This is a genomic window from Terribacillus halophilus (assembly GCF_900162685.1).
GTDB lineage: Bacteria > Bacillota > Bacilli > Bacillales > Amphibacillaceae > Terribacillus > Terribacillus halophilus_A.
On the sequence record NZ_LT727828.1, the window covers coordinates 1,397,774 to 1,418,756 of the forward strand.

Below are 20,983 nucleotides of genomic sequence, written 5' to 3' on the forward strand. Positions count from 1 at the left end.
CTTAATTCAAGCTCTTTATGATCTTCCCAGAAATCATTTCTTTTTTTCTTCTGAAATATAAATGATCCTTTAACTGACTCTTCCTTATTGTGTTTATTGTTAATTATTAGAGGTCTAAATACTAGTTTAGTTGTTGTTGTTTCTCTTAATATAATGTCCTTACCAACAGCAGAGTCTTTTGATGTTGAATTAACAAAATAATTCTCCATAATATTCCTCCTGTCATACTATTAATAAAAGCATACCACAATATTAGGTACATAGATTCATTTTATTGTATTTATTGGAATAAATTATGGTACTATTAGTTTAATGATGACTACCTTTTAAAGGGAAGGAGATCCTTTCATGCCTCTTTATGAATTCTATGCAATACTATCACCTAATCAAGAAAAAATATTTGTAAGTTTCCCTGATTTAGTAGGTTGTTTTACATATGGAAAGGATCTGTTAGATGCCCTAGATGGGGCTGAGGACACATTAAGGTGTCACTTATTCAAGCTTGAAAAGAATGGTGAGAGAATTCCTTATGCTTGTCCAGCGAATGCAGTAATAATCCCCAATGGAGCTAGTTTAATGAATATCCAAGTAAATACTGATGGTCTACATAGGAAGTGAGAGTAATTTTAATGGTTGCCCAAAAGGCAGTTATAGCTCAAGCAAAAATAGTGATCTAACCCCATCTCTAATACAGAAAAGTTAGTGTGAAAAACATCTACAACAGTATATTACTCTCAAAAGGTATTTTTCCATTGTGTAAATGTTACAGGCACTTGACCCCACCACCTGCTACCTATGCTCCCCCCTGTGGGGAGGGTAAAGCTGAGAATTGTTACAGATGATTGATACAATAAATTGATCTGAGATATTGCAGCATCATCACAGTCTCAATAACAGATGATTATGAGACACTTAATTAAACAATGTATTATCAATGCTTTCAGAGTCTCAAAAGTATGTATCAAAATAAATATAAAGAAACAGACAGAGCTAAGCTGCTCTGATTATTAACTCCTACAGTTTTTGAGGATAGTGTTTTTTAAAATTATTCATGTTGGAAAAAATGGGATGCTTGATGTCTATAAGGCTGATATAGCAACCTTTTAGTAAAAGTGAATATCCAAGACCATTAACAGTATCATGTCTTTTTGGTATAGAAAGAAAGAGGTAAAGAATGAATAAGGGATCATTTAAACAATGGCTTGAAGCTAATACTAATCTAAAGTCTTACTCTGTTGGTAGATATACTGGAGCTATAGAAACAGTGTCATTAGAGCTAGAGAGCTATGGGTTAGATAGTATCAACTTATATGACATAGATGATGCAAGTTACATAGATGTAATTCTTAACAATGCTGCTTTTAGGGAAAAGGATGATAAAGGAAACAGAATGTATAGTACAGCTCTTAAACACTACAAGAAGTATGCTGAGAAGCACATTAGCCAATCAGTATTAGAAGCAGAGCTGTTAAGAGAAGAAAAGGAATTTGAGAGGTACTTAACAGAAGATCCTGCTGTTATTATTGACAGTGTAGAAGACAAGCCTAGACCTAAGCCTACTTTTAGAAAAGTAAACAATCAAAAGGTATGGAAAAGAAATTCAAGTTTTGCTGCTGAAACAGTGTCTAATGCTGACTATCTATGTGAGTATGACAATCAGCATCAGTACTTTGTTTCTAAATACAGTAAAAGGAATTATGTAGAGGCACATCACCTCATATCTCTTAAACACCAAGACCAGTTTGACTGTAGCTTAGATAACCATGCAAATATAGTTTCATTATGTTTAGTCTGTCACAAGAAAATTCATTATGGGCTGTTTGAGGATAAGAAAGATATTCTAGATAAGTTATTCAATAGTAGGAGAGAGAGGCTCATTAAAAGTGGTATCAACATCTCTCTAGAGCAGCTGTACAGCTACTATTAACTTATACTGTTGTGTTTACCATTAACTATAAACTCAGCTCCTAAGGCTTTATCAAACTCTCCTGCTTTTCTATATAGTAGGTGAGGGTTAGCCTTTATCATCAATTCCCTACCTACTTTGATTTTGCCATATACATACATACCATTCCACTGAAGGTTTCCCACTTTCCTAGATGTTTCTTCTACTGATAAGCCTACAACAGTAGCCAATGCATCAAGTGACAATGTTTGTACTTTATCCAAGTCCTTTTCAGATGGATTAATAACCAATAGGTTAGTATCATAGTGAATAAATTGTAAGGTCTTATATATGAAGCCAATTTCAGCAGGTTGTAAACCTTCCTCATAAGCAGTTTGTAAGCTTTCAATAAAGACCTTCACAGTATTATCAGTCTTTTTATCGCTAAACTCCCCAAGCTTAGACTTCCTAAAACAATAATCAGAGTTAATAAATACAGCTTTATAAGATCTCCCTGCAATTACAACTTTGTCTCTAAAAATAAGACTTAGCTTCTCTAGTTTCTTTAATATCCTATTTGCTGTCTGTTCTGTAACTCCCAAAACTTCAGCTATTTGTTTTGTAGTCATGGGAGTCTTAGCATCTGCATTGGCTTTAACCATATTCTTGTAATCTACATATACCTGCAATAGTAGAAAGTAACCCAACTCCTTGTTATTCAACAAAGTTAAGCTGCCCTCAAAGCATCCCATTTCTGTAAAGACAAAATGACTAATTGATCTCTTTCTCACTGTATCTAAATGATCTCTAGATGCCTTTGCTTGTTTACTTGCTATGTAAGCAGCCTGCTGTTTCTCTGTTCTGTATGATGCTACCTCAATAATTTCATTAGTCTCTAAATTCATTAACCTAGTCATTTATCTTAATCCCCTTAACATTAGTAATAAGGAGTAATCTCCTTTCCTTTAAGTCCAGCTACTAGTAAAGGAATAAAGTAGTTAATGAAAATAACTATCAGATTTTGTTTTATTTTTTCATAATGTAGCTACACAGGTTATAAAAATTAAAAGACTAAGCCTAGAGGCTTGGGCACAAGTGCCCCATCATACAAAAGAAGAGAAAACAGAGTAACTATTAATAGTACAAAGTGAGAATAGTACTTAAAGCTTTACATTAGGTATTTAAGCTCTAATTGATTGTTTGTTTATTGTTGAGGACTGACTGAAAGGAAGGGCTAGTCTTCAGCCTAATAATCTACAAGATAAAGAGGGATAGCAATTAATAAAAAAGGCTATAGTCCTTGGGGCTCTAAGGGTTTTGGGTTTTTGTAAAAGTGAATTATGCTCAAGTGTTTGATGAAAAAGCATTAAAAGAGCTCAAGTGTCACAGTTTGTCTTAAAACATATAACTATGGAGTGTAGTATAAAATACACTTGAGTGAGGTTTATGTAAATGAAGAAAGCTATTAAAGGCAAAAAGCTTGAAAAGAGTAATGAAAAAGAGATTGTTGTTAGACAGGTTGGAAGGTGTAATGTCAAAAAGTTAGTATCATTTGTATACAAGGTAATTTGACACCAGTAGATCTGCTGGTGTTTTTTTTGTACATAAAAAGAGAGCCTATTAAAGCTCTCTCCAAACTATTGTTATTTCAGGAACACTATACTTTTCTGTTTTAGTTAGAAGCACTCTTTCTATCAGTAATGAAAATAAATGATTTTGCTCATGTAATGATAAAGAGGATATCATTTTAGATTGGTTGTAAAGTTTCAGCATTTGCTCTTTCTTTGATTCCACAGATTGCTGCTCTATTTCTGTCTTTATATCAGCAATGGATTGATTAAGGGAAGCAGCTTCTTCATCTAGATCATCTTTTCTGCTGCGATATCTTGATTTTTCTATTTCACCATTTAGATACAGATCAAGTAGGTTGTCATCCTTCACCTTTACTTTTCTCAACTGTTTCTGAAGATGCGCTAGGTCATATGTCAGTTTTTCTTTGACATCATCTATAGTAAAACTATCCAGACTATTTATCTCATTTAAGATTTGATCATTGTATTCATCTAGAGCATTAAAAACTGCTTTCTCTACTATAGACACTTTTTGACCTACTGTCCCACCACATTTATGACACTTCTTTGTATAGTAGGTAGGTTCTTTGTATTGGTAGTCTTTGTCTAAGATCAGAGGGTAATGACATTTACCACATACTATTAATGAATTTAAAGGGCTCTTGAGACCTAATTTACTTCTCCTACCATAGCCTGTGATCCTAGTCTTTATAAGCTCTTGCACTTTATAAAAGTCTTCTTGAGATACTAAAGCTTCATGTGCCTCATCTTTGATCACTTCTTCACCTAAGGAAGTGCTACAGTATACAATCCTCCCAATGTAAATTTGATTCTTAACAATGTATTTCATGGCTGTTGATGAAAAAGGTCTGTTGTATTGGTTTCTGTAACCTTTCTGATTAATTATCCTAGTTATTTCATTTATAGGAATACCACCAACTGCTAGTTTAAAAATAGACCTTACTATAGGTGCTTTAGATTCATCAATCAGCAGCTGTTTGGTATAAGGATCTCTTTTATAACCAAAAGCTATAACAGAGCTCATATAGTTTCCTGATTTAGCTGCTTCAACTTTTCCTTTTAACAACTTTCTCCTTGTCTTCTTATACTCTTGCTGATTTAACATAAGCTGTATGTTATTAGCAAAATCCACATCATCTAAGGAGAAGTCAAATATTCCATCAGGAGTGTGCAGTTTAATATGATGTTTTTCAAGTAGGTTTTTAAATGTTAATGCTTCTAATAAATCTCTAGATAGTCTATCTGTGTGCTTTGCTAAAATATAACTATTGTCATAAATGCCTAATTGGATATTATCTTTTAATTTTTGATACTCAGTCCTATTGCTATCAACTGATGAGCCAATCTCTTTATATATTGTGTAGGAATAATTGTGCTTCTCTGCAATCCTAATCAAGGTATCAATTTGTAACTCAAGTGATTTATCCTCTGAGCTATTTTCATCTTTTCTGGACTTCCTCACATATATTGCGACTCTCTTCATTATAATGTCTTCCTTTCCTATTTACACTTCACTCCATTAGTTAGAAAGTAGGATATGAAGTGTGACACTTTAGATATATATAGGATTAAGAAAAGACTGTTTCTATCGTACATCCTCGGGAAGTATTCCGCGAAGCTGTCCGGCGGTCTGCGGCTTCTATCATTTGTGCGCACAATCATCCATCAGGAGATCCTTCCCCGTCACAAGAAGATATCCACGTTACCAAACGTCTGCAGGAGTGCGGCAAGATGATTGGTATAGAGCTTCTGGACCATCTAGTTATCGGGGATCGGAAGTTTATTTCACTGAAGGAAAAAGGATACTTGTAATTACTATCTATTTTTTTAGTTTTCTCGTATAATTATAACTAGCTTTGAAGATAAGCGCCTAGCATGGTAGTTCTTACTAGCTGGCGCTTCTTCTGATGGTATATTTTCTTACCTGATAAACTATGTCTGGCTGATAAAAATCTGCTATGATAAAGTACGACAAAATGAGACAAGATATGAAGAAGTTTGCACGGCTGTTTGCAGCTATGCTGAAACAGGAACGGACTCGGAAAAGGAGAATTAATTGTGGCGAAATTCAGTTTATCACAAGACTTAGGAATTGACCTAGGTACAGCAAATACATTGGTTTTTGTAAAAGGGAAAGGCGTAGTTGTCCGTGAACCATCTGTAGTGGCAACAAACGTAGAAACAGGTCAGGTAGAAGCAGTCGGAAGTGACGCTCGTAATATGATTGGCAGAACTCCTGGAAATATCCGTGTAATCCGTCCAATGAAGGATGGCGTAATTGCGGATTACGATACAACAGCAACGATGATGAAATATTATATTAAGCAAGCGCAGCGCAACCGTTCTTCTTTTGCGAAAAAGCCAAACGTCATGGTGTGCGTTCCATCTGGTATTACAATGGTAGAAGAGCGTGCAGTTATCGATGCAACGAAACAAGCTGGAGCAAAAGAAGCTTTTCCAATCGCTGAACCATTTGCAGCTGCAATTGGTGCCGGACTGCCAGTTTGGGAACCAACAGGCAGCATGATTGTCGATATCGGCGGCGGTACGACAGAAGTTGCGATTATTAGTTTGGGCGGTATTGTAACGAGCCAGTCGATCCGTACTGCTGGTGACGACATGGACGAAGCAATCACGCAATATATCCGGAAGACGTACAACCTTATGATTGGCGAACGTTCTGCGGAACAGCTGAAGATGGATCTTGGTCACGCGGGTGTACCGGAAGGAGACGAAGAAACAGAGATTCGCGGACGCGACCTTCTGACAGGTTTGCCGAAAACAATTAGTGTTAATGCGAAAGAAATTTCTGGAGCGTTGGCAGATACAGTAAGCGCCATTGTGGATGCTGTGAAGCTTACATTGGAGAAAACGCCGCCTGAATTGGCAGCTGACATTATGGACCGCGGTATTGTTCTTTCTGGCGGCGGCGCTATGCTGCGCAACTTGGACAGTGTTATTAGTGAAGAAACGAAAATGCCTGTCTTTGTAGCAGAAAACCCGCTGGACAGTGTCGCTATTGGTACGGGAAAATCGCTTGAATTTATCGAACATTTCCGTGCACATCCGCATGTATTTTCCAAAGCAACCAAAAAATGAGTTGGGTGAGTTATGAATTTCTTTAAGAAAAAACGGATGTTCCTTTTTCTGATTGCGATCATCATCTTAGTAGGTTTGATCGGTTTCTCAACCAGGGATCGGAGCAGCCAGACATTACCAGAACAGATCGTAAGTGATACAGTTGGATTTGTGCAGAATATCTTTTCTGTTCCTGCGCAGTTTACTTCCACAGTTGTCACAAACATAAAAGACTTGAAGAACACATATGAAGAGAACCAAGTACTTAAAGCGAAAGTGGACGACTATAAAGGCTTGCTTTCCCGCTATCAAGAATTGGAACAGCAGTATGATGAGTTACAGCAAACCAATGATAAATTTAATGATTACACATCCATGGACTACAACCCTATTCCAGCTGATGTGATTGTCCGCAGTCCAGAAGGCTGGTTTGATCAGCTGACAATTGATAAAGGGTCAGATGATGGTGTGGAAACAAACATGGCTGTCATGACAGCTAGCGGATTAGTCGGCAAGGTAGAAGATGTGAGCCGCGGGACAGCCTCGGTCCAATTGCTGAGCGGATTTAATGAGACAAACCGTATTTCAGCAGTAATAGACAGTAAAAAAAATAAAGATGGTAAGCAACAGGATCCTATCTTTGGTTTGATCGAAGGATATGATGAAAAAGAGGGCATGCTTCTATTTACTGGTGTTAAACCTGATTTAGAAGTGAAAAAAGGCTCTTTGGTTACATCATCGGGACTTGGAGGCGTATTTCCGAATAAACTTCCTATCGGCGAAGTTGATTCAGTAGACTTGGATGAGTACGGCTTATCTCAAACCGTACATGTCAAACCTACTGCTGATTTGTATAATATCGATAAAGTTTTAGTTATTGACGCTGCCTCTAAAGATGCTTCCACAAGCAATGGAGATGAGGGGCTGTGATGAAAAAGCTTTATTTGCCGCTAATCTTGCTCTTAATTGTTAGTTTAGAAGGAGTAGCCACCGCCATGCTTCCTAAGCAGTTTATTGGCGGTGATACGTGGCTGATTCCGCACTGGAGCCTTTTATTCTTAGTGCTGATTGCAATGCTTTATGATTTGGATAATTCGTACTACAGCTTACCGTATGCGCTTATTTTCGGACTGCTGAAAGATATCGTCTATACGGATATTTTAGGCGTGTATATGTTCACATATGGTTTCAGTATTTATTTAATTCTGGAATTGCGCAGAGTGCTGCATGGCAATATTTTTGTAGCTGCATTGCTTGGTCTTTTGTCGATTATATTTGCAGATACTATCGGTTATGTGATTTATTATGTAATCGGCATTGCGCCAATGGGCTTTGTTACCTATCTGCTGCATCGGCTTTTGCCAACGCTCGGTGCCAACCTTATCATGCTAGTAATCTTGTATCTGATTTTCCAAAAGCCTCTGCAGAAATGGTCCGATTCGCAGCTTAGAAGAACGACTAGCTTATAAATAAGAAAATCAGACGACGAACGGAGGTGACCATCTTGATTGGAAACAAACAGATTATCACAATTAAAGGTACCCGGGAAGGGCTGTCTTTGCACATGGATGATGCCTGCTCTTTTGAAGAATTGTTAAAGGAATTAGAAGAGAAGCTTGCTGCTAATCGGATTGATTCGGCTGACCAAATTGTTGGTGTACATATACAATTAGGCAACCGTTATTTAGAAAAGGAGCAAGAGGAGCTTCTTTGTCGAATGATTACGAGCAAGCAGCGTCTGCGGATTGAGTCCGTTCACTCTGAAGTTATCACGAAGCAAGCGGCAATAGAGTGGAAGGAAGAAGCAGAGGTAAAGGCAGTCAGCCGCGTCGTCCGTTCTGGCCAAGTGCTGGAGGTGAAAGGTGACTTACTGTTGCTTGGGGATGTGAATCCTGGCGGCTGTGTTACCGCTACGGGTAATATATTTGTTATGGGAAATTTACTCGGAATTGCGCATGCGGGGAAAGACGGTAACACGGATGCTGTTATCGCTGCCTCGTATATGAATCCGACACAGCTTCGAATCGCGAGTTATATCAGCCGCGCGCCCGATCATGAGACAGATGGTGTTTATATGGAATGCGGGCATATCGATGACGAACAGCAAAAAATCATCATCGACCGTTTGCAGGCAGTAGTTCGCAAACGTCCGGGCATCAGCAGTTTCGAGAGGAGAATGTTAAATGGGTGAAGCAATCGTTATTACATCCGGTAAAGGAGGAGTAGGTAAGACGACTACTTCTGCCAATCTGGGAACAGCGCTTGCTCTAATGGAGAAAAAGGTCTGTTTAATTGATACAGATATTGGTCTTCGTAATTTAGATGTTGTGATGGGGTTAGAGAACCGTATCATTTATGACATTATTGATGTTATCATCGGCAGATGCGCACTGAAGCAGGCACTGATTAAAGATAAGCGCTTTGATCATTTGTACTTGCTGCCAGCTGCGCAAACGAGTGACAAGTCTGATTTGACAACAGAAGGTATGGAAAAGATTGTGGCTGAGCTGAAGCCGGAATTTGACTATATTATTATTGATTGTCCTGCCGGTATTGAGCAGGGCTATAAGAATGCTGTGGCAGGAGCAGATAAAGCGATTGTCGTCACCACACCGGAAAAACCGAGTGTACGTGATGCAGACCGGATTATCGGCTTGCTTGAGCAGGAAGATATTGAACCGCCTAAATTGATCGTTAACCGAATTCGTAATCACATGGTAGAAGATGGAGACATGCTGGAAGTAGATGAAATCGTCCAAGTGCTATCAATCGACTTGCTTGGTATCGTTGCGGATGATGAACAAGTTATCAAAGCTTCCAACCATGGAGAGCCCGTCGCTTTCCAGCCGAATACGAAGGCGAGTATTGCTTATCGTAATATTGCCCGCCGTATACTGGGGGAGTCAGTGCCGCTTATGAGTTTTGAAGATCAAAAAGGCATGTTTAGCCGATTGAAAAAACTTTTTTCCAAAAGCAAATGAACTTATGTTAAACTCGTAGCTCTGGAGAGAGTTACGAGTTTTTTTATGTCCAATAAGAGCAAGGGGAATGTTCAACATGACATGGGAGATTTTTAGCATAATTGGCACAGCGGCGTTTGCTATTAGCGGTGCGCTGGTAGCGATGGCAGCAAAATATGATGTTTTTGGCATCTTTATTCTGGGATTTGTAACGGCATTTGGCGGCGGCGCTATCCGAAACCTTCTGATTGGTTTGCCGGTTTCTTATTTGTGGTCACAAACGAGTTTATTCTACATAGCTTTTATATCGATAACTATTATTCTCATTTTTCCTAAATGGATTAGTCATCCTTGGAAAAAGACTGGTTTGTATGCAGATGCAATTGGCTTAGCCGCATTCGCTATCCAAGGGGCGTTGCACGCTGCTAGTCTTGATCATAGTCTGCTGGCAATTATGGTAGCTGCCTTTCTGACAGGTAGCGGCGGCGGAATTCTGCGCGACTTGCTTGCCGGACGAAAACCATATGTGTTCAAGGCGGAGATTTACGGCAGCTGGGCGGCGTTGGCAGGCCTTATTATCGGGCTTGGGGCTGCCAATCATCCTGTCTTGTTATATGCTTTGTTTGCGAGCATTATTTTCTTGCGTATTTATTCTTTCCACCGCAAATGGCAGCTGCCAGTTCCAAAGATGCATTATCAGTAAAGATCAGCAATCTGCTGGTCTTTTTGTTATAATTAGGAAAAAGGAGAAAAATGCCATGCATAAGGAGCACCCTCTATAACAACGGATACGCGGTCCCTCCTGCTCTGCCTGTATACGAATACCTGTACAAAAGAGGAGGAGAAACGAATGAATTTAGTTGATCAGCTTTTACAAGATACACACAAATCCTTTTCCGGTTGGGATTTTTCTTTTATAGAAGATACCGGGCGTATCCAATATGAGCTTTTACCATGGTCGTATGGAAGTAAAGCGAGAAAGTATCTTTTGGAAGCGAACAGCCTGTTGGATATGGGAACTGGCGGAGGAGAGTTTCTGTCCAAGCTGCTGCCGCTGCCCCATTATACAGCAGCAACAGAAGGATATCTGCCGAACGTGCCAATCGCCAAGGAAACGCTAAAGCCGCTAGGGGTGGAAGTTTTTCAAATCGAAAAGGATGATGAACTGCCATTTGCTGCACAGACGTTCGATCTGATTTTGAACAAACATGAGTCTTATTCTGTTTCTGAGGTGAAACGAATAGTAAGGCCGGGTGGAATCTTTCTCACTCAGCAGGTGGGCGGGACAGATTGCACCGCACTGAATGAATTACTTGGAGCTCCTGTAAATACAACTTATCAAAACTGGAAGCTTCAAACAGCAGCAGAAGAGCTAGAGGATCAACTAGTCTTGCTTGAACAAAAAGAAGCCTTTCCTTCTATGCGGTTTTACGACGTAGGAGCGGTTGTCTTTTATTTGAAAGCAATACCTTGGCAAATACCTCACTTTACAATCGAAGCCTATCGGGATTGTTTAGTTGAATTGCATCACTTTATCGAGAAGAAAGGCTTTCTCGATGTGAAGCAGCATCGTTTTTTGCTTGCTGCTGCACGTAAGTAACACAAAGTCTCCCTAACAGGAGGCTTTTTTCGCTTCTTTTAATAACTTGTCTCTCTTGCTCATAGACTTGTACAAAGGCCTAGAGGGAGGGTTCGTTATGGGGAAGAATTTACATTCGGTACGAAAAGGAATTGCAGATCGTAAACGACTTAAAGGAGAACAGATACAAAAAGGAATAGCTGAAACAGTTACGCCTTTTACGATTGAGGAAGAGGAGTCGCACGGGTTTGGACCGACTCCAAAATATGAACCGCCGCGTACAGAAAATACATCTAAGTTTGCTTCTCGTTTTATGTTTCGGTTAATTGTATCTGCGAGTTTGTTTTTCGGAACAGCGCTTTATTTGCAGGCTGATCATCCATTTGTGGAAAAAACGAAAGCAACCGTGTTAACGGCGTTGACGGAGGAATTCCCTTTTGCAACGGTGAATAGCTGGTACCAGGAGAGATTCGGAGACCCAGTGGCATTAAAGCCAGGGGAAGAGGCGGCAGAAGCAATAGAAGCGCAGGCAATGCCTGTTAATGGAACCGTGGTGCAGCCGTTTGATGAATCAAAAGAAGGCATTCTCATTGAATCTGAACAAAAATCAGATGTGGTAGCGGTTGAGGAAGGAATCGTTATATTTGCTGGAAACGACAGAGATACAGGAAAAACAATTATTCTTCAGCATGCGGATAAAAGCAAAAGTATTTATGGCCATTTGCAAGCTATTGAAGTAAACCAATACCAGCGTATCGGCTCAAATGATAAAATCGGAGAATTTGTTCCAAATGAAGAGAATGCCCAATCAATCTACTTTGCCCTTCAGCAAGGGAATAAGTTTCTAAATCCAATTCAAGAGGCACCAGTTGACGCACCATAACTGGCTGCCGCCGATTCATTTGCATCCCATCTTTTGGGCATTCCTGCTGGCAGCAATACTGACGGGGATGCTGATGGAAGTGATGATTTTGTTCGGAATTGTACTTCTCCATGAAATGGGTCATTTTCTTGCTGCACGGCATTATCGCTGGCGTATTCGCCGGGTTATGCTGTGGGTGTTTGGTGGTGTGATGGAAACAGAAGAGCATGGAAACAGACGCATCCGGGAAGAAGCAGTTGTCGTACTGGCAGGACCTGCTGTTCATATCATTCTATACGCGGTGCTGTTTTTTTTAAGAGAAACAACAGCTGTTCCGGAAGGTGTCTTGGAGACAGCCTATATGTATAACACGACGATTCTTTTATTCAATTTATTGCCGATTTGGCCGTTAGACGGCGGAAAGCTGGTAGGTCTCATCCTCTCGATGCAGCTTCCTTATCGTAAAGCGCACGCTGTACTAATTGGTTTTAGTTGTTTTGTTGGAGCAGCTATCCTTCTTTATGTATGTATCGCATTGCCATTTACATTAAGCACCGTTAGTCTTCTCTGTTTTCTATTGTGGGAAAATCGGCTAGAATGGAAACGACGCTATTATGTGTTTCTGCGTTTTCTGCTGCAGCGAGCCACATTTGGACCAACCGGCGTAATTTGCACCCCCATTTTTGCCAGCCTTGATACAACGCTTCTGGATATCCTTTCACAATTCAGGAGGAACAGGCGGCATATGATTGTGGTAAAAGGGAACAATGCAGTATTGGATGAACAGCAATGCAGTGATATGTATTTTAAAAACAAGCAGGCACATTGCACAGTAGCGGATATTCTGCAAAACAGACAGTGAGGAAATTCATGCTATCATTATATTTGTTTTTTAAAGGTACAGAAAAAGTAGCGCTCGCAGTGGAACGTGGGCAAGTGATGGAAGTATTTCTTGATCGGCCTGGTAAAACGTCAAAAGTGGGCAATATGTATAAAGGAATTGTGCGCTATGTGGATAAAGGGTTGCAAGCTGCCTTTGTCGATTTTGGAGATGAACGGCAAGGCTTCTTGCAGCGCCAGGAAATTCCTGCATGTAAACAGAATGCCTCACTACGTATTGAACAGGCAATACAGGAAGGACAAACCCTTCTTGTACAAGTGCAAAAAGATGCACATGGCACAAAAGGTGCTAAACTTTCTGCCATTATTACGCTTCCAGGGCAAGTACTTGTTTATTTGCCGAATGGACAGTATGTGGCAGTGTCTAAGAAATTGCCGGAAGAAAGAGCAGAACAGTGGAAAACACATTTTACCGAACTGCTGGATCCAGAAGAAGGTGTCATTGTCCGGACAGAAGCAGATCAGCAATCAGAAACTGCATTATCGGAAGAATTGCAGCTGCTTCGGAATAGGTGGAAAGAGATTGCAGCCAATGACAGCACGCCGCCGGCACCGATTTTCCATGATGCACTTATACCGGATCAACTGCTCCGGCGAATCCCAGCAGGGGTGATTGAGGAGATTATTGTAGATGATGGTTTTGCAGCACGCCAGCTGCGACAGCAGTTTCCATCGTTTCAAGAGAAAATTAAATGGGAAAAAGAAGCAGAAATGCTGCTGCCGCAACCTTTAGCTGTGCTTTGGGAGCAGCTGATTTCGCCCGTTGTCCATATTGATAGAGGTATTACGTTACATATTGAACAAACAGAGGCATTGACGGTAATTGATGTGAATAGTGCGGGTTATAAAGGACATTCGGATAAGCAGCAGACTGCTGTCATGGTCAATCAGCTTGCAGCAAAAGCAATTGCCCGGGAAATGAGACTGCGAAATCTTTCCGGTATCATACTAATCGATTTTGTTTCGATGAACCGTTCTGATCAGCAGCGTGCTGTTCTTCAGACTTTCCGCCAGGCGCTTCATCAAGACAATCAGCGAACAGAAGTATATGGATTTACCAAGCTTGGTATTTTAGAAGTATCCCGAAAACGAGAACGGCCCTCCATACTAAATCAATTGCAAAAAGCCGTAAAACCCGAACTTTCACTTGAATCGAGATGCTTCCAACTGGAACGGGACCTCCTGAAAGCAGAGACGGACCGCAGTTATGTCTTATCCGGCAAAAAAGCGGAGATTAGGCGTTTTGTAGAGTTAACGAAAAGAATGGCTGTTTCTGCATCTGTTTATGTACGTTATCAGGACAAAGCGGTATTTAAATTAGAAGAGATAGATGAAGAGACTGTTAAAAGAGATGGCTTAGAGAGTCTTGACAATCTTTTTTGATGTATGATAACATCAGTATGTTACACGAAGTAGCACCCGTGCTACAACCGCACAGATCAGGTGGGTATACCATAAGCCACAAGGCGCCTGTGATGGCGAGTCTGAGTGAATAGAGGAGGTGCGTTATGTACGCAATTATTGAAACTGGTGGTAAACAAGTTAAAGTAACAGAAGGACAAACTATCTTCGTTGAGAAATTGGAAGTGGAGAATGGTGCGGAAGTTACTTTTGACAAAGTATTGGTAGTTGGAGGCGACGATGTTAAAATCGGTGCTCCATTCGTAGACGGTGCGACAGTTACTGCAACTGTTGAGAAACAAGGCCGCGCGAAGAAGATCAACGTGATCAAATTCAAAGCGAAGAAAAACTACAAACGCAAACAAGGCCATCGTCAGCCATATACTAAATTGACAATCGGCAAAATTAACGCGTAAGGCAGACCATGATTACTGTTACAATCAACCGTGCTGACGAAGATATTCATAGCTTTGAACTTAGCGGACATGCAGAAAGCGGCCCTTATGGCTACGATCTTGTGTGCGCAGCTGTTTCGGCAGTAAGTTTTGGAGCCGTGAACGGTCTTTTCGTTCTCGGTGAGTTTGAACCAGAGGTAGAGCAGGGTGGTGACGGTGGGTATCTTCGTGTGGTACTTCCCGCTCACTTGTCCGAGGAGCAGCTTGATAAAGCGTCGCTTCTGCTGGAAGGCATGCTCGTATCGCTCCAAACAATTGAACAGGACTATGGGAAGCATATAAGAATTATCGAACAATAAGGAGGTGCACCACTATGCTACGTCTAGATTTGCAGTTTTTCGCATCCAAAAAGGGTGTTGGTAGTTCTAAAAACGGACGTGACTCCGAATCCAAACGCCTAGGCGCGAAACGTGCTGACGGTCAGTTTGTTACTGGCGGGTCTATCCTTTACCGTCAACGCGGTACAAAAATCTACCCAGGTACAAACGTTGGACGCGGAGGCGACGACACATTGTTCTCTAAAATCGACGGTGTTGTCAAATTCGAACGCTATGGCCGTAACCGTAAAAAGGTCAGCGTATATCCTGTAGCTCAAGAAGCTTAATGTTTGCAGAGAGACTCTAGCCTTCGGGTTAGGGTCTTTTTTTCTAACCCACATCTAATTGCACCACATAATGCTAGAATGGAAAAGAAGCTGCCCTCTCGACTGCTTTTCCGTAAAGGAGGAATATAGTTGGAATACCATGAAGTTATGACGCTGTTAGGCTATACTCGGCATGAATGGATGAATCGGCTTCAACTCCTACATAGCTATTCCAAATTAGGTAAGGATGAAAAGGTACAAGAGAAAATCGAGGAAGCGATTCGCTTGGCTGATGAAGAGCGAAAGTTATCCAATTTGAATATACCAGAGACTTCGGTGTGGATCCTGGCCTTCAATTGGACGTACAGTCAGTTTCGGATAAAGTTCCAAGTGGACGAGCAGATACCAAGTATTTGGGAATACGATCGAAAAATCCGCGGAAACTTAGAAGCAGTAATGGATGAGCTGATTGATAGTACGCAGGAGATGGAGCTGTACGAAGGCGTGCTGCATGTGAAAACCAAGCAGGACAAGCCAATCATCGAACTTGCATTTGGTGGAAAGTTCGCGGGCTGGGGCAATTTGCAGATGGTTGGACAGAAGGATTGTGTGCAAGAAGTGAAGATTGAATCATTACCAGAGGAAAAATCTCGCTGTACAATTGTACTTGCGTGTAATTAATGAGGTGAAACGATGTTTGTAGATCAGGTCAAGGTATATGTAAAAGCAGGCGACGGCGGGAATGGCTTAGTTGCTTATCGTAGAGAAAAGTATGTTCCGTTAGGTGGTCCGGCAGGCGGAGATGGAGGAAATGGCGGGGATGTCATTTTCAAAGTTGATGAAGGACTTAACACATTGATGGATTTCCGTTATCAGCGCCACTTTAAAGCGCAGCGCGGTGATAATGGTATGAGTAAGGGACAGCATGGCAAAAATTCAGAACCGCTAATTCTGCCAGTACCGCCGGGTACACTTGTACGTGATGAAGAAACTGGAGAAGTGATTGCGGATTTGACAAAACATGAACAACAAGCTGTTATTGCAAAAGGCGGCCGCGGTGGACGTGGTAACTCTCGTTTTGCAACACCGCGTAACCCAGCTCCGGATTTTGCTGAAAATGGCGAACCTGGTGTAGAACGCAATTTGCAGATTGAGTTGAAGCTTATTGCTGATGTAGGGCTGGTCGGTTTCCCAAGTGTAGGAAAATCAACATTCCTGTCAGTTGTTAGTGCGGCTAAGCCGAAAATTGCTGATTATCACTTTACGACATTGGCGCCTAATCTTGGCGTTGTCGAAACAAAAGATCAGCGCGGCTTTGTTCTGGCAGACTTGCCAGGATTGATTGAGGGTGCACATGAAGGAATCGGGCTTGGTCACCAATTTTTGCGTCATGTAGAGCGGACGCGTGTTATTGTGCATGTGATTGATATGGCTGCAACAGAAGGCAGAGATCCTTATGATGATTACGTAACAATTAATGAAGAATTAAAAGAATACAATGAAGATCTGCCATCCCGTCCGCAAATTATTATTGCGAACAAAATGGACATACCAGAAGCGGAAGAGAATTTGGTTATCTTCAAAGAGAAAATACCAGAAGAAATTGACATTTTCCCGATTTCGGCTATCACACGTGATGGTTTACAGGATGTACTGTACGCGATTGCTGACAAGCTTGATCAAATTCCGAAAATCGAGAAACCGGTTGAGGATCAGACAGAACGTGTTGTATACCGTTTTGAAGAATCAGAGAAACAGTTCGAAATCAGACGTGATCCTGATGGTGCGTATGTGTTATATGGTGAACCAATTGAGAAGCTGTTCAAGATGACTGACTTTAACCGTGACGAAGCTGCGAGACGCTTTGCAAGACAGATGCGTGGTATGGGTGTCGATGAGGCCTTGCGCAAGCGCGGAGCGAAAGACGGCGATATCATTCGTTTGTTGGAACATGAATTCGAATTTGTTGACTGATTCTGTTGGAATCAAGGTGGGGAGAGCAAATGGCTGAAAAGGAAGAACAATTTTATCTTGTGCGAAGTGATGTGCTGCCAGAATCAATGAAAAAAACGCTGCAGGCGAAAGAACTGCTGGAGCGCAATAAAGTGGCTTCGGTTTTTGATGCCGTGCAGCAGGTAGATCTTTCCCGTAGTGTGTTTTACAAATATCGGGATGCGGTATTTCCATTCCGCGCAATGGTAAAGCAGCGAATGATTACATTGTTCTTCCATCTGGAGGACCGAACTGGTACGCTGTCTGAGCTATTGGCAATTGTTGCTGGTTCAGGCGGCAATATCTTGACGATACATCAGACGATTCCTTTGCAAGGAAGAGCCAATGTGACAATCTCTTTAAATACAGCAGGCATGCACACGGACATCCAGTCTTTACTGGATGACCTTCGTGCTTTAGCATATGTGGATAAAGTAGAGGTATTGAGTTCGGAAGCTTAGGCAAGGGAGCAGATAAGTGTGAAGATTAGTTATCTAGGACCAAAAGGAACATTCACAAAAATGGCAGTGGATGTCTTATTTCCAGGAGAAGAAGCTTATAGCTATGCAACAATTCCGCAATGCATGGATGCTGTTGTGAATGGAGAAATGGATTATTGTGTCGTTCCCGTCGAAAATACGATTGAAGGCACGGTACCTATTACGATGGATTATTTAATTCATCAAGCAAAGCTTCCGATTGTGGGGGAAGTTGTCATTCCAATAAGGCAGCATCTGTTAACCAAAGGGACGCTGGAGCTCGCGGAAGTAAAAGACGTCTATTCACACAGTCATGCGATTGCACAGTGTCACCATTACTTACATACCAAGCTTCCGCATGCTGTCACACATGCCGCCTCCTCTACTGGAACAGCTGCAAAGATGGTGGCAGATATGGAAGATGGCTATGCTGCAGCAATTGGGAATGAACTTGCAGCGAAAGAGTTTGGACTGACGATTTTGCAAAAAGATATCCATGATTATGCGAATAATCATACGCGTTTTTTTGTTCTGTCCAGTAACACAGCAAGCAATTCGATAATGCATGATGCTGGCGCGGAAAGAAAAACATCTTTGTATGTAACACTTCCATCTGATTATGCCGGCGCACTGCATCAAGTATTAGCAGCCTTTGCTTGGCGTAAGATTAATATGTCAAAGATTGAATCCAGGCCGATGAAGACTGGTCTTGGAAACTATTTCTTTATTATGGATGTATCTTGTGAAGCGGAAAATATCCTATTTCAAGGTGTCCAGCAAGAGCTTGAGGCTCTGGGCTGCAGCCTTACTGTACTTGGCAGTTATCCGATTCATCAATATGAGAAAAAAGCCGGCGCGCGTTCATAACGTGCCGGCTTTTTTCAACCTTTCCGAACTTGCTGCATAAGATGGTGAAGTAATGCGTCAGTTCATGAAAGGGGAGTTTCAGAATTGAAGATTCATATCGTACAAAAAGATGACACCATGTGGAGTATCGCTAGAAAATATGGGGTCAGCTTCGATGCTTTGCGGGAAATCAACGGACATATCCGTGAACCAGAGCTCGCAGTACCAGGCATGAAGCTTAAAATACCTTCCGCAGCCAAAACGGTTTCAAAAGAACCGGTATATCGTTCGGAGGCATCTGCAGAGAACAGTAATACGGGGCAGCAAGCGCCAGCTCCGACATTCCACAACACACCGGCAATCCAGGAAGACGACATGTCCGCTGCTCCATATCCATTTGTACCGCAAATGCCGCAGATTACTGGGTCAGATCAAGGTACAGGTGTTTATCCAACTCCACAGCAGCAGGATTATGTAGATGTACCGCCACAGCAGCCAATGAATATGACACAAGACCAGCATATGCAAGGCTATCCATTTTATCAGCAAGAGAACGGGCCATGGCCGATGCAAGGGAATGGGAACATGCAAGGAATGCAGCCAGGTCAGCAGCCGATGCACGGAGATTGGAATATGCAAGGAATGCAGCCAGGCCAGCAGCCGATGCAAGGAGATTGGAACATGCAAGGAATGCAGCCAGGCCAGCAGCCGATGCACGGAGATTGGAATATGCAAGGAATGCAGCCAGGCCAGCAGCCAATGCATGGAGACTGGAATATGCAAGGAATGCAGCCAGGTCAGCAGCCGATGCACGGAGATTGGAATATGCAAGGAATGCAGCCAGGCCAGCAGCCGATGCAAGGAGATTGGAACATGCAAGGAATGCAGCCAGGCCAGCAGCCGATGCAAGGGAATGGGAACATGCAAGGAATGCAGCCAAGTCAGCAGCCAATGCAAGGGAATGGGAACATGCAAGGAATGCAGCCAGGCCAGCAGCCGATGCAAGGAGACTGGAACATGCAAGGAATGCAGCCAGGTCAGCAGCCGATGCAGGGAAACTGGAATATGCAAGGTCAGCAGCCAATTCCGCCTCAACATATGGCGCTGCCTTACCCTAATGCGCCGATTCGTTCCTGTTGTGGACCGGCAATCCCATTTCCTGAAGTATCTCAATTCGCGCAACCTGATTACCGAAATCCGTATGGTGTTGAGCCGGCGCGTAACGATTTCTATGAACCATCCCCGGCACAAGATTTACCGGGAGATGAGCAAGAAGATAAATGATATCAAAAAAGCCCCTTCATTTCCTGAAGGGGCTTTCAATTTATAATATACCATGTTCCTCGAAAATGCGGTGCATATCCTGACGGTACTTATCTTCCAATGCGGATACTTCCGCTTTTGACAGTCCGGCATGCTGAATATGATTCCTAAGTATCAGGGTCGCTTTTTCTTCTGAGAAAATGCTCGCCATGTTCGCCTCGCTCTTCGCTTCCACGTAGTGAAGGTACTTTTGCTGCGCAGTGTTTCTCAAATCTATCCCCGCCTTCATGATTATCTGCTTTTCCTATACCACATATAATCGTAAGGTAAACCAAAAAAGTGTGGGTCTTTGTGAATTTTTTTGAAATAAGTCGGATAATATGCTGCTTTCAGCTAAAAATAGAGAAAAAGAAGCGGAATAGGGGTGAAAGATAATGAGACGTGTGCTTGCGATTTGCGGGCTTTTCTTACTTATTTTTCCGAGTTTGACAGCTGAAGCTGCGGATCCGGTAGAAGTAGAGGTAGTTTTAAAGCGGCATTATATTGACGGCAACGAGACTGTCGTCACTCATCAGGAGAAGATTTATGCAATGGAGGATTTCTGGTCGACCTACCATGATTGGCAGCTTGTTACCCAGAAAGAGGGACAAGTTGTATTAAAACAGGATGTCATGGATATTTCTCCTTCACTTAAAAAGGATGGCTACTTTGGTATATACAAAGGCAAGTTAACCATTTTTGAGGGCCGTCCAATGGATCAGCAAGCTATCCAATCGTTCTATCAGATCAATAAAGGAAAACTGGAAAGCCATCAAGCGAAACAACTGGAAGAAGGAATAAAAATTCAATCGAAGGAAGTTTACGAAGAAGTTCTAGAAGCTTTCCGATCAAAAAATGAGTTAGAAGCTTTGCCGAGTTAAAAGAAGAATAGAATAACTCAAACAAAATCCGAACTATGAAAATTCTTAAAAAAGAATTGCATTAGTTCGGGTTATTTTTTATACATTGCGTTTTTTTCTGTAACTCTGCCGCTGGTAAAGAATTCGATTACAGCTTGAACCGAGCTTCCGATCGGATGTGAATCTTTCTCGATCTGCAGAAAATGTCT

At 41.7% G+C, this 20,983-nt stretch carries 24 protein-coding genes, 2 pseudogenes and 1 other annotated feature; of the genes and pseudogenes, 22 read left to right on the forward strand and 4 right to left on the reverse strand.

All coding sequences use genetic code 11. The annotated features are described in order from the left end of the window. A pseudogene (locus B1K52_RS17990) lies at nt 1-209 on the reverse strand (DUF4263 domain-containing protein); the annotation flags it as partial. A gap of 139 nt (nt 210-348) precedes the next feature. On the opposite strand from B1K52_RS17990, the gene B1K52_RS11575 reads away from it, so the two are divergent. Both B1K52_RS11575 and B1K52_RS11580 read left to right on the forward strand, forming a co-directional pair. Continuing rightward, entirely contained in the window at nt 349-618 is a 270-nt protein-coding gene (locus B1K52_RS11575; RefSeq protein WP_077308384.1) for a type II toxin-antitoxin system HicB family antitoxin, read from the forward strand. A 556-nt stretch (nt 619-1,174) separates the two neighbouring features. Next, nucleotides 1,175-1,927 (forward strand): HNH endonuclease, encoded by a 753-nt coding sequence (locus tag B1K52_RS11580; RefSeq protein ID WP_077308386.1) that lies wholly within the window; start codon nt 1,175-1,177, stop codon nt 1,925-1,927. On the opposite strand, the gene B1K52_RS11585 is transcribed toward B1K52_RS11580, so the two are convergent. Together B1K52_RS11585 and B1K52_RS11590 are read right to left on the reverse strand one after the other, a co-directional pair. Further along, entirely contained in the window at nt 1,924-2,802 is an 879-nt protein-coding gene (locus B1K52_RS11585; RefSeq protein WP_077308388.1) for a helix-turn-helix domain-containing protein, read from the reverse strand. The two genes, B1K52_RS11580 and B1K52_RS11585, sit on opposite strands and share 4 nt — an antisense overlap. 703 nt (nt 2,803-3,505) lie before the next feature. Further along, nucleotides 3,506-4,960: a recombinase family protein gene (locus B1K52_RS11590; protein WP_077308390.1), complete on the reverse strand. Its 1,455-nt coding sequence runs from the start codon at nt 4,958-4,960 to the stop codon at nt 3,506-3,508. 101 nt (nt 4,961-5,061) lie between these two features. Between B1K52_RS11590 and B1K52_RS11595 the strand changes: the two are divergent. The 19 genes and pseudogenes from B1K52_RS11595 to B1K52_RS11685 form a co-directional block, all read left to right on the forward strand. Continuing rightward, nucleotides 5,062-5,289 (forward strand): annotated as a pseudogene (locus B1K52_RS11595) (JAB domain-containing protein); the annotation flags it as partial. A 246-nt stretch (nt 5,290-5,535) separates the two neighbouring features. Continuing rightward, entirely contained in the window at nt 5,536-6,576 is a 1,041-nt protein-coding gene (locus tag B1K52_RS11600) for a rod shape-determining protein (RefSeq protein WP_077308392.1), read from the forward strand. Nucleotides 6,577-6,588: 12 nt separating this feature from the next. Next, entirely contained in the window at nt 6,589-7,485 is an 897-nt protein-coding gene (gene mreC, locus B1K52_RS11605) for a rod shape-determining protein MreC (RefSeq protein ID WP_077308394.1), read from the forward strand. Then, nucleotides 7,485-8,024: a rod shape-determining protein MreD gene (gene mreD / locus B1K52_RS11610; RefSeq protein ID WP_077308396.1), complete on the forward strand. Its 540-nt coding sequence runs from the start codon at nt 7,485-7,487 to the stop codon at nt 8,022-8,024. The genes mreC and mreD overlap by 1 nt, the downstream gene beginning before the upstream one ends. A gap of 35 nt (nt 8,025-8,059) precedes the next feature. Beyond that, nucleotides 8,060-8,746 carry a septum site-determining protein MinC gene (gene minC / locus B1K52_RS11615; RefSeq protein WP_077308399.1) on the forward strand — a complete coding sequence of 229 codons (687 nt, stop codon included), beginning with the start codon at nt 8,060-8,062 and terminating at the stop codon, nt 8,744-8,746. Continuing rightward, entirely contained in the window at nt 8,739-9,536 is a 798-nt protein-coding gene (gene minD, locus B1K52_RS11620) for a septum site-determining protein MinD (RefSeq protein WP_077308401.1), read from the forward strand. Before minC ends, minD begins: the two co-directional genes overlap by 8 nt. Nucleotides 9,537-9,612: 76 nt before the next feature. Continuing rightward, nucleotides 9,613-10,218: a trimeric intracellular cation channel family protein gene (locus B1K52_RS11625; RefSeq protein WP_077308403.1), complete on the forward strand. Its 606-nt coding sequence runs from the start codon at nt 9,613-9,615 to the stop codon at nt 10,216-10,218. Between the two features lie 147 nt (nt 10,219-10,365). Continuing rightward, nucleotides 10,366-11,115, forward strand: coding sequence for a class I SAM-dependent methyltransferase (locus B1K52_RS11630; RefSeq protein ID WP_077308405.1), 750 nt, complete (start codon nt 10,366-10,368; stop codon nt 11,113-11,115). Nucleotides 11,116-11,212: 97 nt separating this feature from the next. Further along, entirely contained in the window at nt 11,213-11,977 is a 765-nt protein-coding gene (locus tag B1K52_RS11635) for a M23 family metallopeptidase (protein ID WP_077308407.1), read from the forward strand. Then, nucleotides 11,964-12,818 carry a site-2 protease family protein gene (locus B1K52_RS11640; RefSeq protein ID WP_077308409.1) on the forward strand — a complete coding sequence of 285 codons (855 nt, stop codon included), beginning with the start codon at nt 11,964-11,966 and terminating at the stop codon, nt 12,816-12,818. The genes B1K52_RS11635 and B1K52_RS11640 overlap by 14 nt, the downstream gene beginning before the upstream one ends. Nucleotides 12,819-12,826: 8 nt before the next feature. Further along, nucleotides 12,827-14,239: a ribonuclease E/G gene (locus B1K52_RS11645; RefSeq protein WP_077308411.1), complete on the forward strand. Its 1,413-nt coding sequence runs from the start codon at nt 12,827-12,829 to the stop codon at nt 14,237-14,239. A gap of 35 nt (nt 14,240-14,274) precedes the next feature. Then, nucleotides 14,275-14,352 (forward strand) — a sequence feature (ribosomal protein L21 leader region). Nucleotides 14,353-14,364: 12 nt separating this feature from the next. Further along, nucleotides 14,365-14,673, forward strand: coding sequence for a 50S ribosomal protein L21 (rplU, locus tag B1K52_RS11650; RefSeq protein ID WP_077308413.1), 309 nt, complete (start codon nt 14,365-14,367; stop codon nt 14,671-14,673). 8 nt (nt 14,674-14,681) lie between these two features. Further along, complete coding sequence (locus tag B1K52_RS11655) at nt 14,682-15,011, forward strand: ribosomal-processing cysteine protease Prp (RefSeq protein WP_077308415.1); 330 nt, start codon at nt 14,682-14,684, stop codon at nt 15,009-15,011. A gap of 14 nt (nt 15,012-15,025) precedes the next feature. After that, complete coding sequence (gene rpmA, locus B1K52_RS11660) at nt 15,026-15,316, forward strand: 50S ribosomal protein L27 (RefSeq protein ID WP_077308417.1); 291 nt, start codon at nt 15,026-15,028, stop codon at nt 15,314-15,316. 129 nt (nt 15,317-15,445) lie between these two features. Then, nucleotides 15,446-15,976, forward strand: coding sequence for a Spo0B domain-containing protein (locus B1K52_RS11665; RefSeq protein WP_077308419.1), 531 nt, complete (start codon nt 15,446-15,448; stop codon nt 15,974-15,976). A gap of 12 nt (nt 15,977-15,988) precedes the next feature. Beyond that, nucleotides 15,989-17,269 (forward strand): GTPase ObgE, encoded by a 1,281-nt coding sequence (gene obgE / locus B1K52_RS11670; protein WP_077308421.1) that lies wholly within the window; start codon nt 15,989-15,991, stop codon nt 17,267-17,269. A 29-nt stretch (nt 17,270-17,298) separates the two neighbouring features. Continuing rightward, nucleotides 17,299-17,748, forward strand: a complete 450-nt coding sequence (locus B1K52_RS11675) for an ACT domain-containing protein (protein WP_077308423.1) — start codon at nt 17,299-17,301, stop codon at nt 17,746-17,748. Between the two features lie 18 nt (nt 17,749-17,766). Further along, nucleotides 17,767-18,633, forward strand: coding sequence for a prephenate dehydratase (gene pheA / locus B1K52_RS11680; protein WP_306278124.1), 867 nt, complete (start codon nt 17,767-17,769; stop codon nt 18,631-18,633). Nucleotides 18,634-18,717: 84 nt separating this feature from the next. Further along, nucleotides 18,718-19,896, forward strand: a complete 1,179-nt coding sequence (locus B1K52_RS11685; RefSeq protein ID WP_077308428.1) for a LysM peptidoglycan-binding domain-containing protein — start codon at nt 18,718-18,720, stop codon at nt 19,894-19,896. 40 nt (nt 19,897-19,936) lie between these two features. On the opposite strand, the gene B1K52_RS11690 is transcribed toward B1K52_RS11685, so the two are convergent. Next, a complete protein-coding gene (locus tag B1K52_RS11690; RefSeq protein ID WP_143588877.1) occupies nt 19,937-20,146 on the reverse strand; it encodes a hypothetical protein in 210 nt (69 codons plus the stop codon). A 163-nt stretch (nt 20,147-20,309) separates the two neighbouring features. Between B1K52_RS11690 and B1K52_RS11695 the strand changes: the two genes are divergently transcribed. Next, entirely contained in the window at nt 20,310-20,795 is a 486-nt protein-coding gene (locus B1K52_RS11695; RefSeq protein WP_077308432.1) for a BofC C-terminal domain-containing protein, read from the forward strand. Nucleotides 20,796-20,983 lie beyond the last annotated feature (188 nt).

Coding starts and splice junctions, on each gene's coding strand:
- B1K52_RS11575 (WP_077308384.1), top strand. CDS start 349: ATGCCTCTTTATGAATTCTATGCAATACTATCACCTAATCAAGAAAAA.
- B1K52_RS11580 (WP_077308386.1), top strand. CDS start 1,175: ATGAATAAGGGATCATTTAAACAATGGCTTGAAGCTAATACTAATCTA.
- B1K52_RS11585 (WP_077308388.1), bottom strand. CDS start 2,802: ATGACTAGGTTAATGAATTTAGAGACTAATGAAATTATTGAGGTAGCA.
- B1K52_RS11590 (WP_077308390.1), bottom strand. CDS start 4,960: ATGAAGAGAGTCGCAATATATGTGAGGAAGTCCAGAAAAGATGAAAAT.
- mreC (WP_077308394.1), top strand. CDS start 6,589: ATGAATTTCTTTAAGAAAAAACGGATGTTCCTTTTTCTGATTGCGATC.
- mreD (WP_077308396.1), top strand. CDS start 7,485: ATGAAAAAGCTTTATTTGCCGCTAATCTTGCTCTTAATTGTTAGTTTA.
- minD (WP_077308401.1), top strand. CDS start 8,739: ATGGGTGAAGCAATCGTTATTACATCCGGTAAAGGAGGAGTAGGTAAG.
- B1K52_RS11625 (WP_077308403.1), top strand. CDS start 9,613: ATGACATGGGAGATTTTTAGCATAATTGGCACAGCGGCGTTTGCTATT.
- B1K52_RS11630 (WP_077308405.1), top strand. CDS start 10,366: ATGAATTTAGTTGATCAGCTTTTACAAGATACACACAAATCCTTTTCC.
- B1K52_RS11635 (WP_077308407.1), top strand. CDS start 11,213: ATGGGGAAGAATTTACATTCGGTACGAAAAGGAATTGCAGATCGTAAA.
- B1K52_RS11645 (WP_077308411.1), top strand. CDS start 12,827: ATGCTATCATTATATTTGTTTTTTAAAGGTACAGAAAAAGTAGCGCTC.
- rplU (WP_077308413.1), top strand. CDS start 14,365: ATGTACGCAATTATTGAAACTGGTGGTAAACAAGTTAAAGTAACAGAA.
- B1K52_RS11655 (WP_077308415.1), top strand. CDS start 14,682: ATGATTACTGTTACAATCAACCGTGCTGACGAAGATATTCATAGCTTT.
- rpmA (WP_077308417.1), top strand. CDS start 15,026: ATGCTACGTCTAGATTTGCAGTTTTTCGCATCCAAAAAGGGTGTTGGT.
- obgE (WP_077308421.1), top strand. CDS start 15,989: ATGTTTGTAGATCAGGTCAAGGTATATGTAAAAGCAGGCGACGGCGGG.
- B1K52_RS11675 (WP_077308423.1), top strand. CDS start 17,299: ATGGCTGAAAAGGAAGAACAATTTTATCTTGTGCGAAGTGATGTGCTG.
- B1K52_RS11695 (WP_077308432.1), top strand. CDS start 20,310: ATGAGACGTGTGCTTGCGATTTGCGGGCTTTTCTTACTTATTTTTCCG.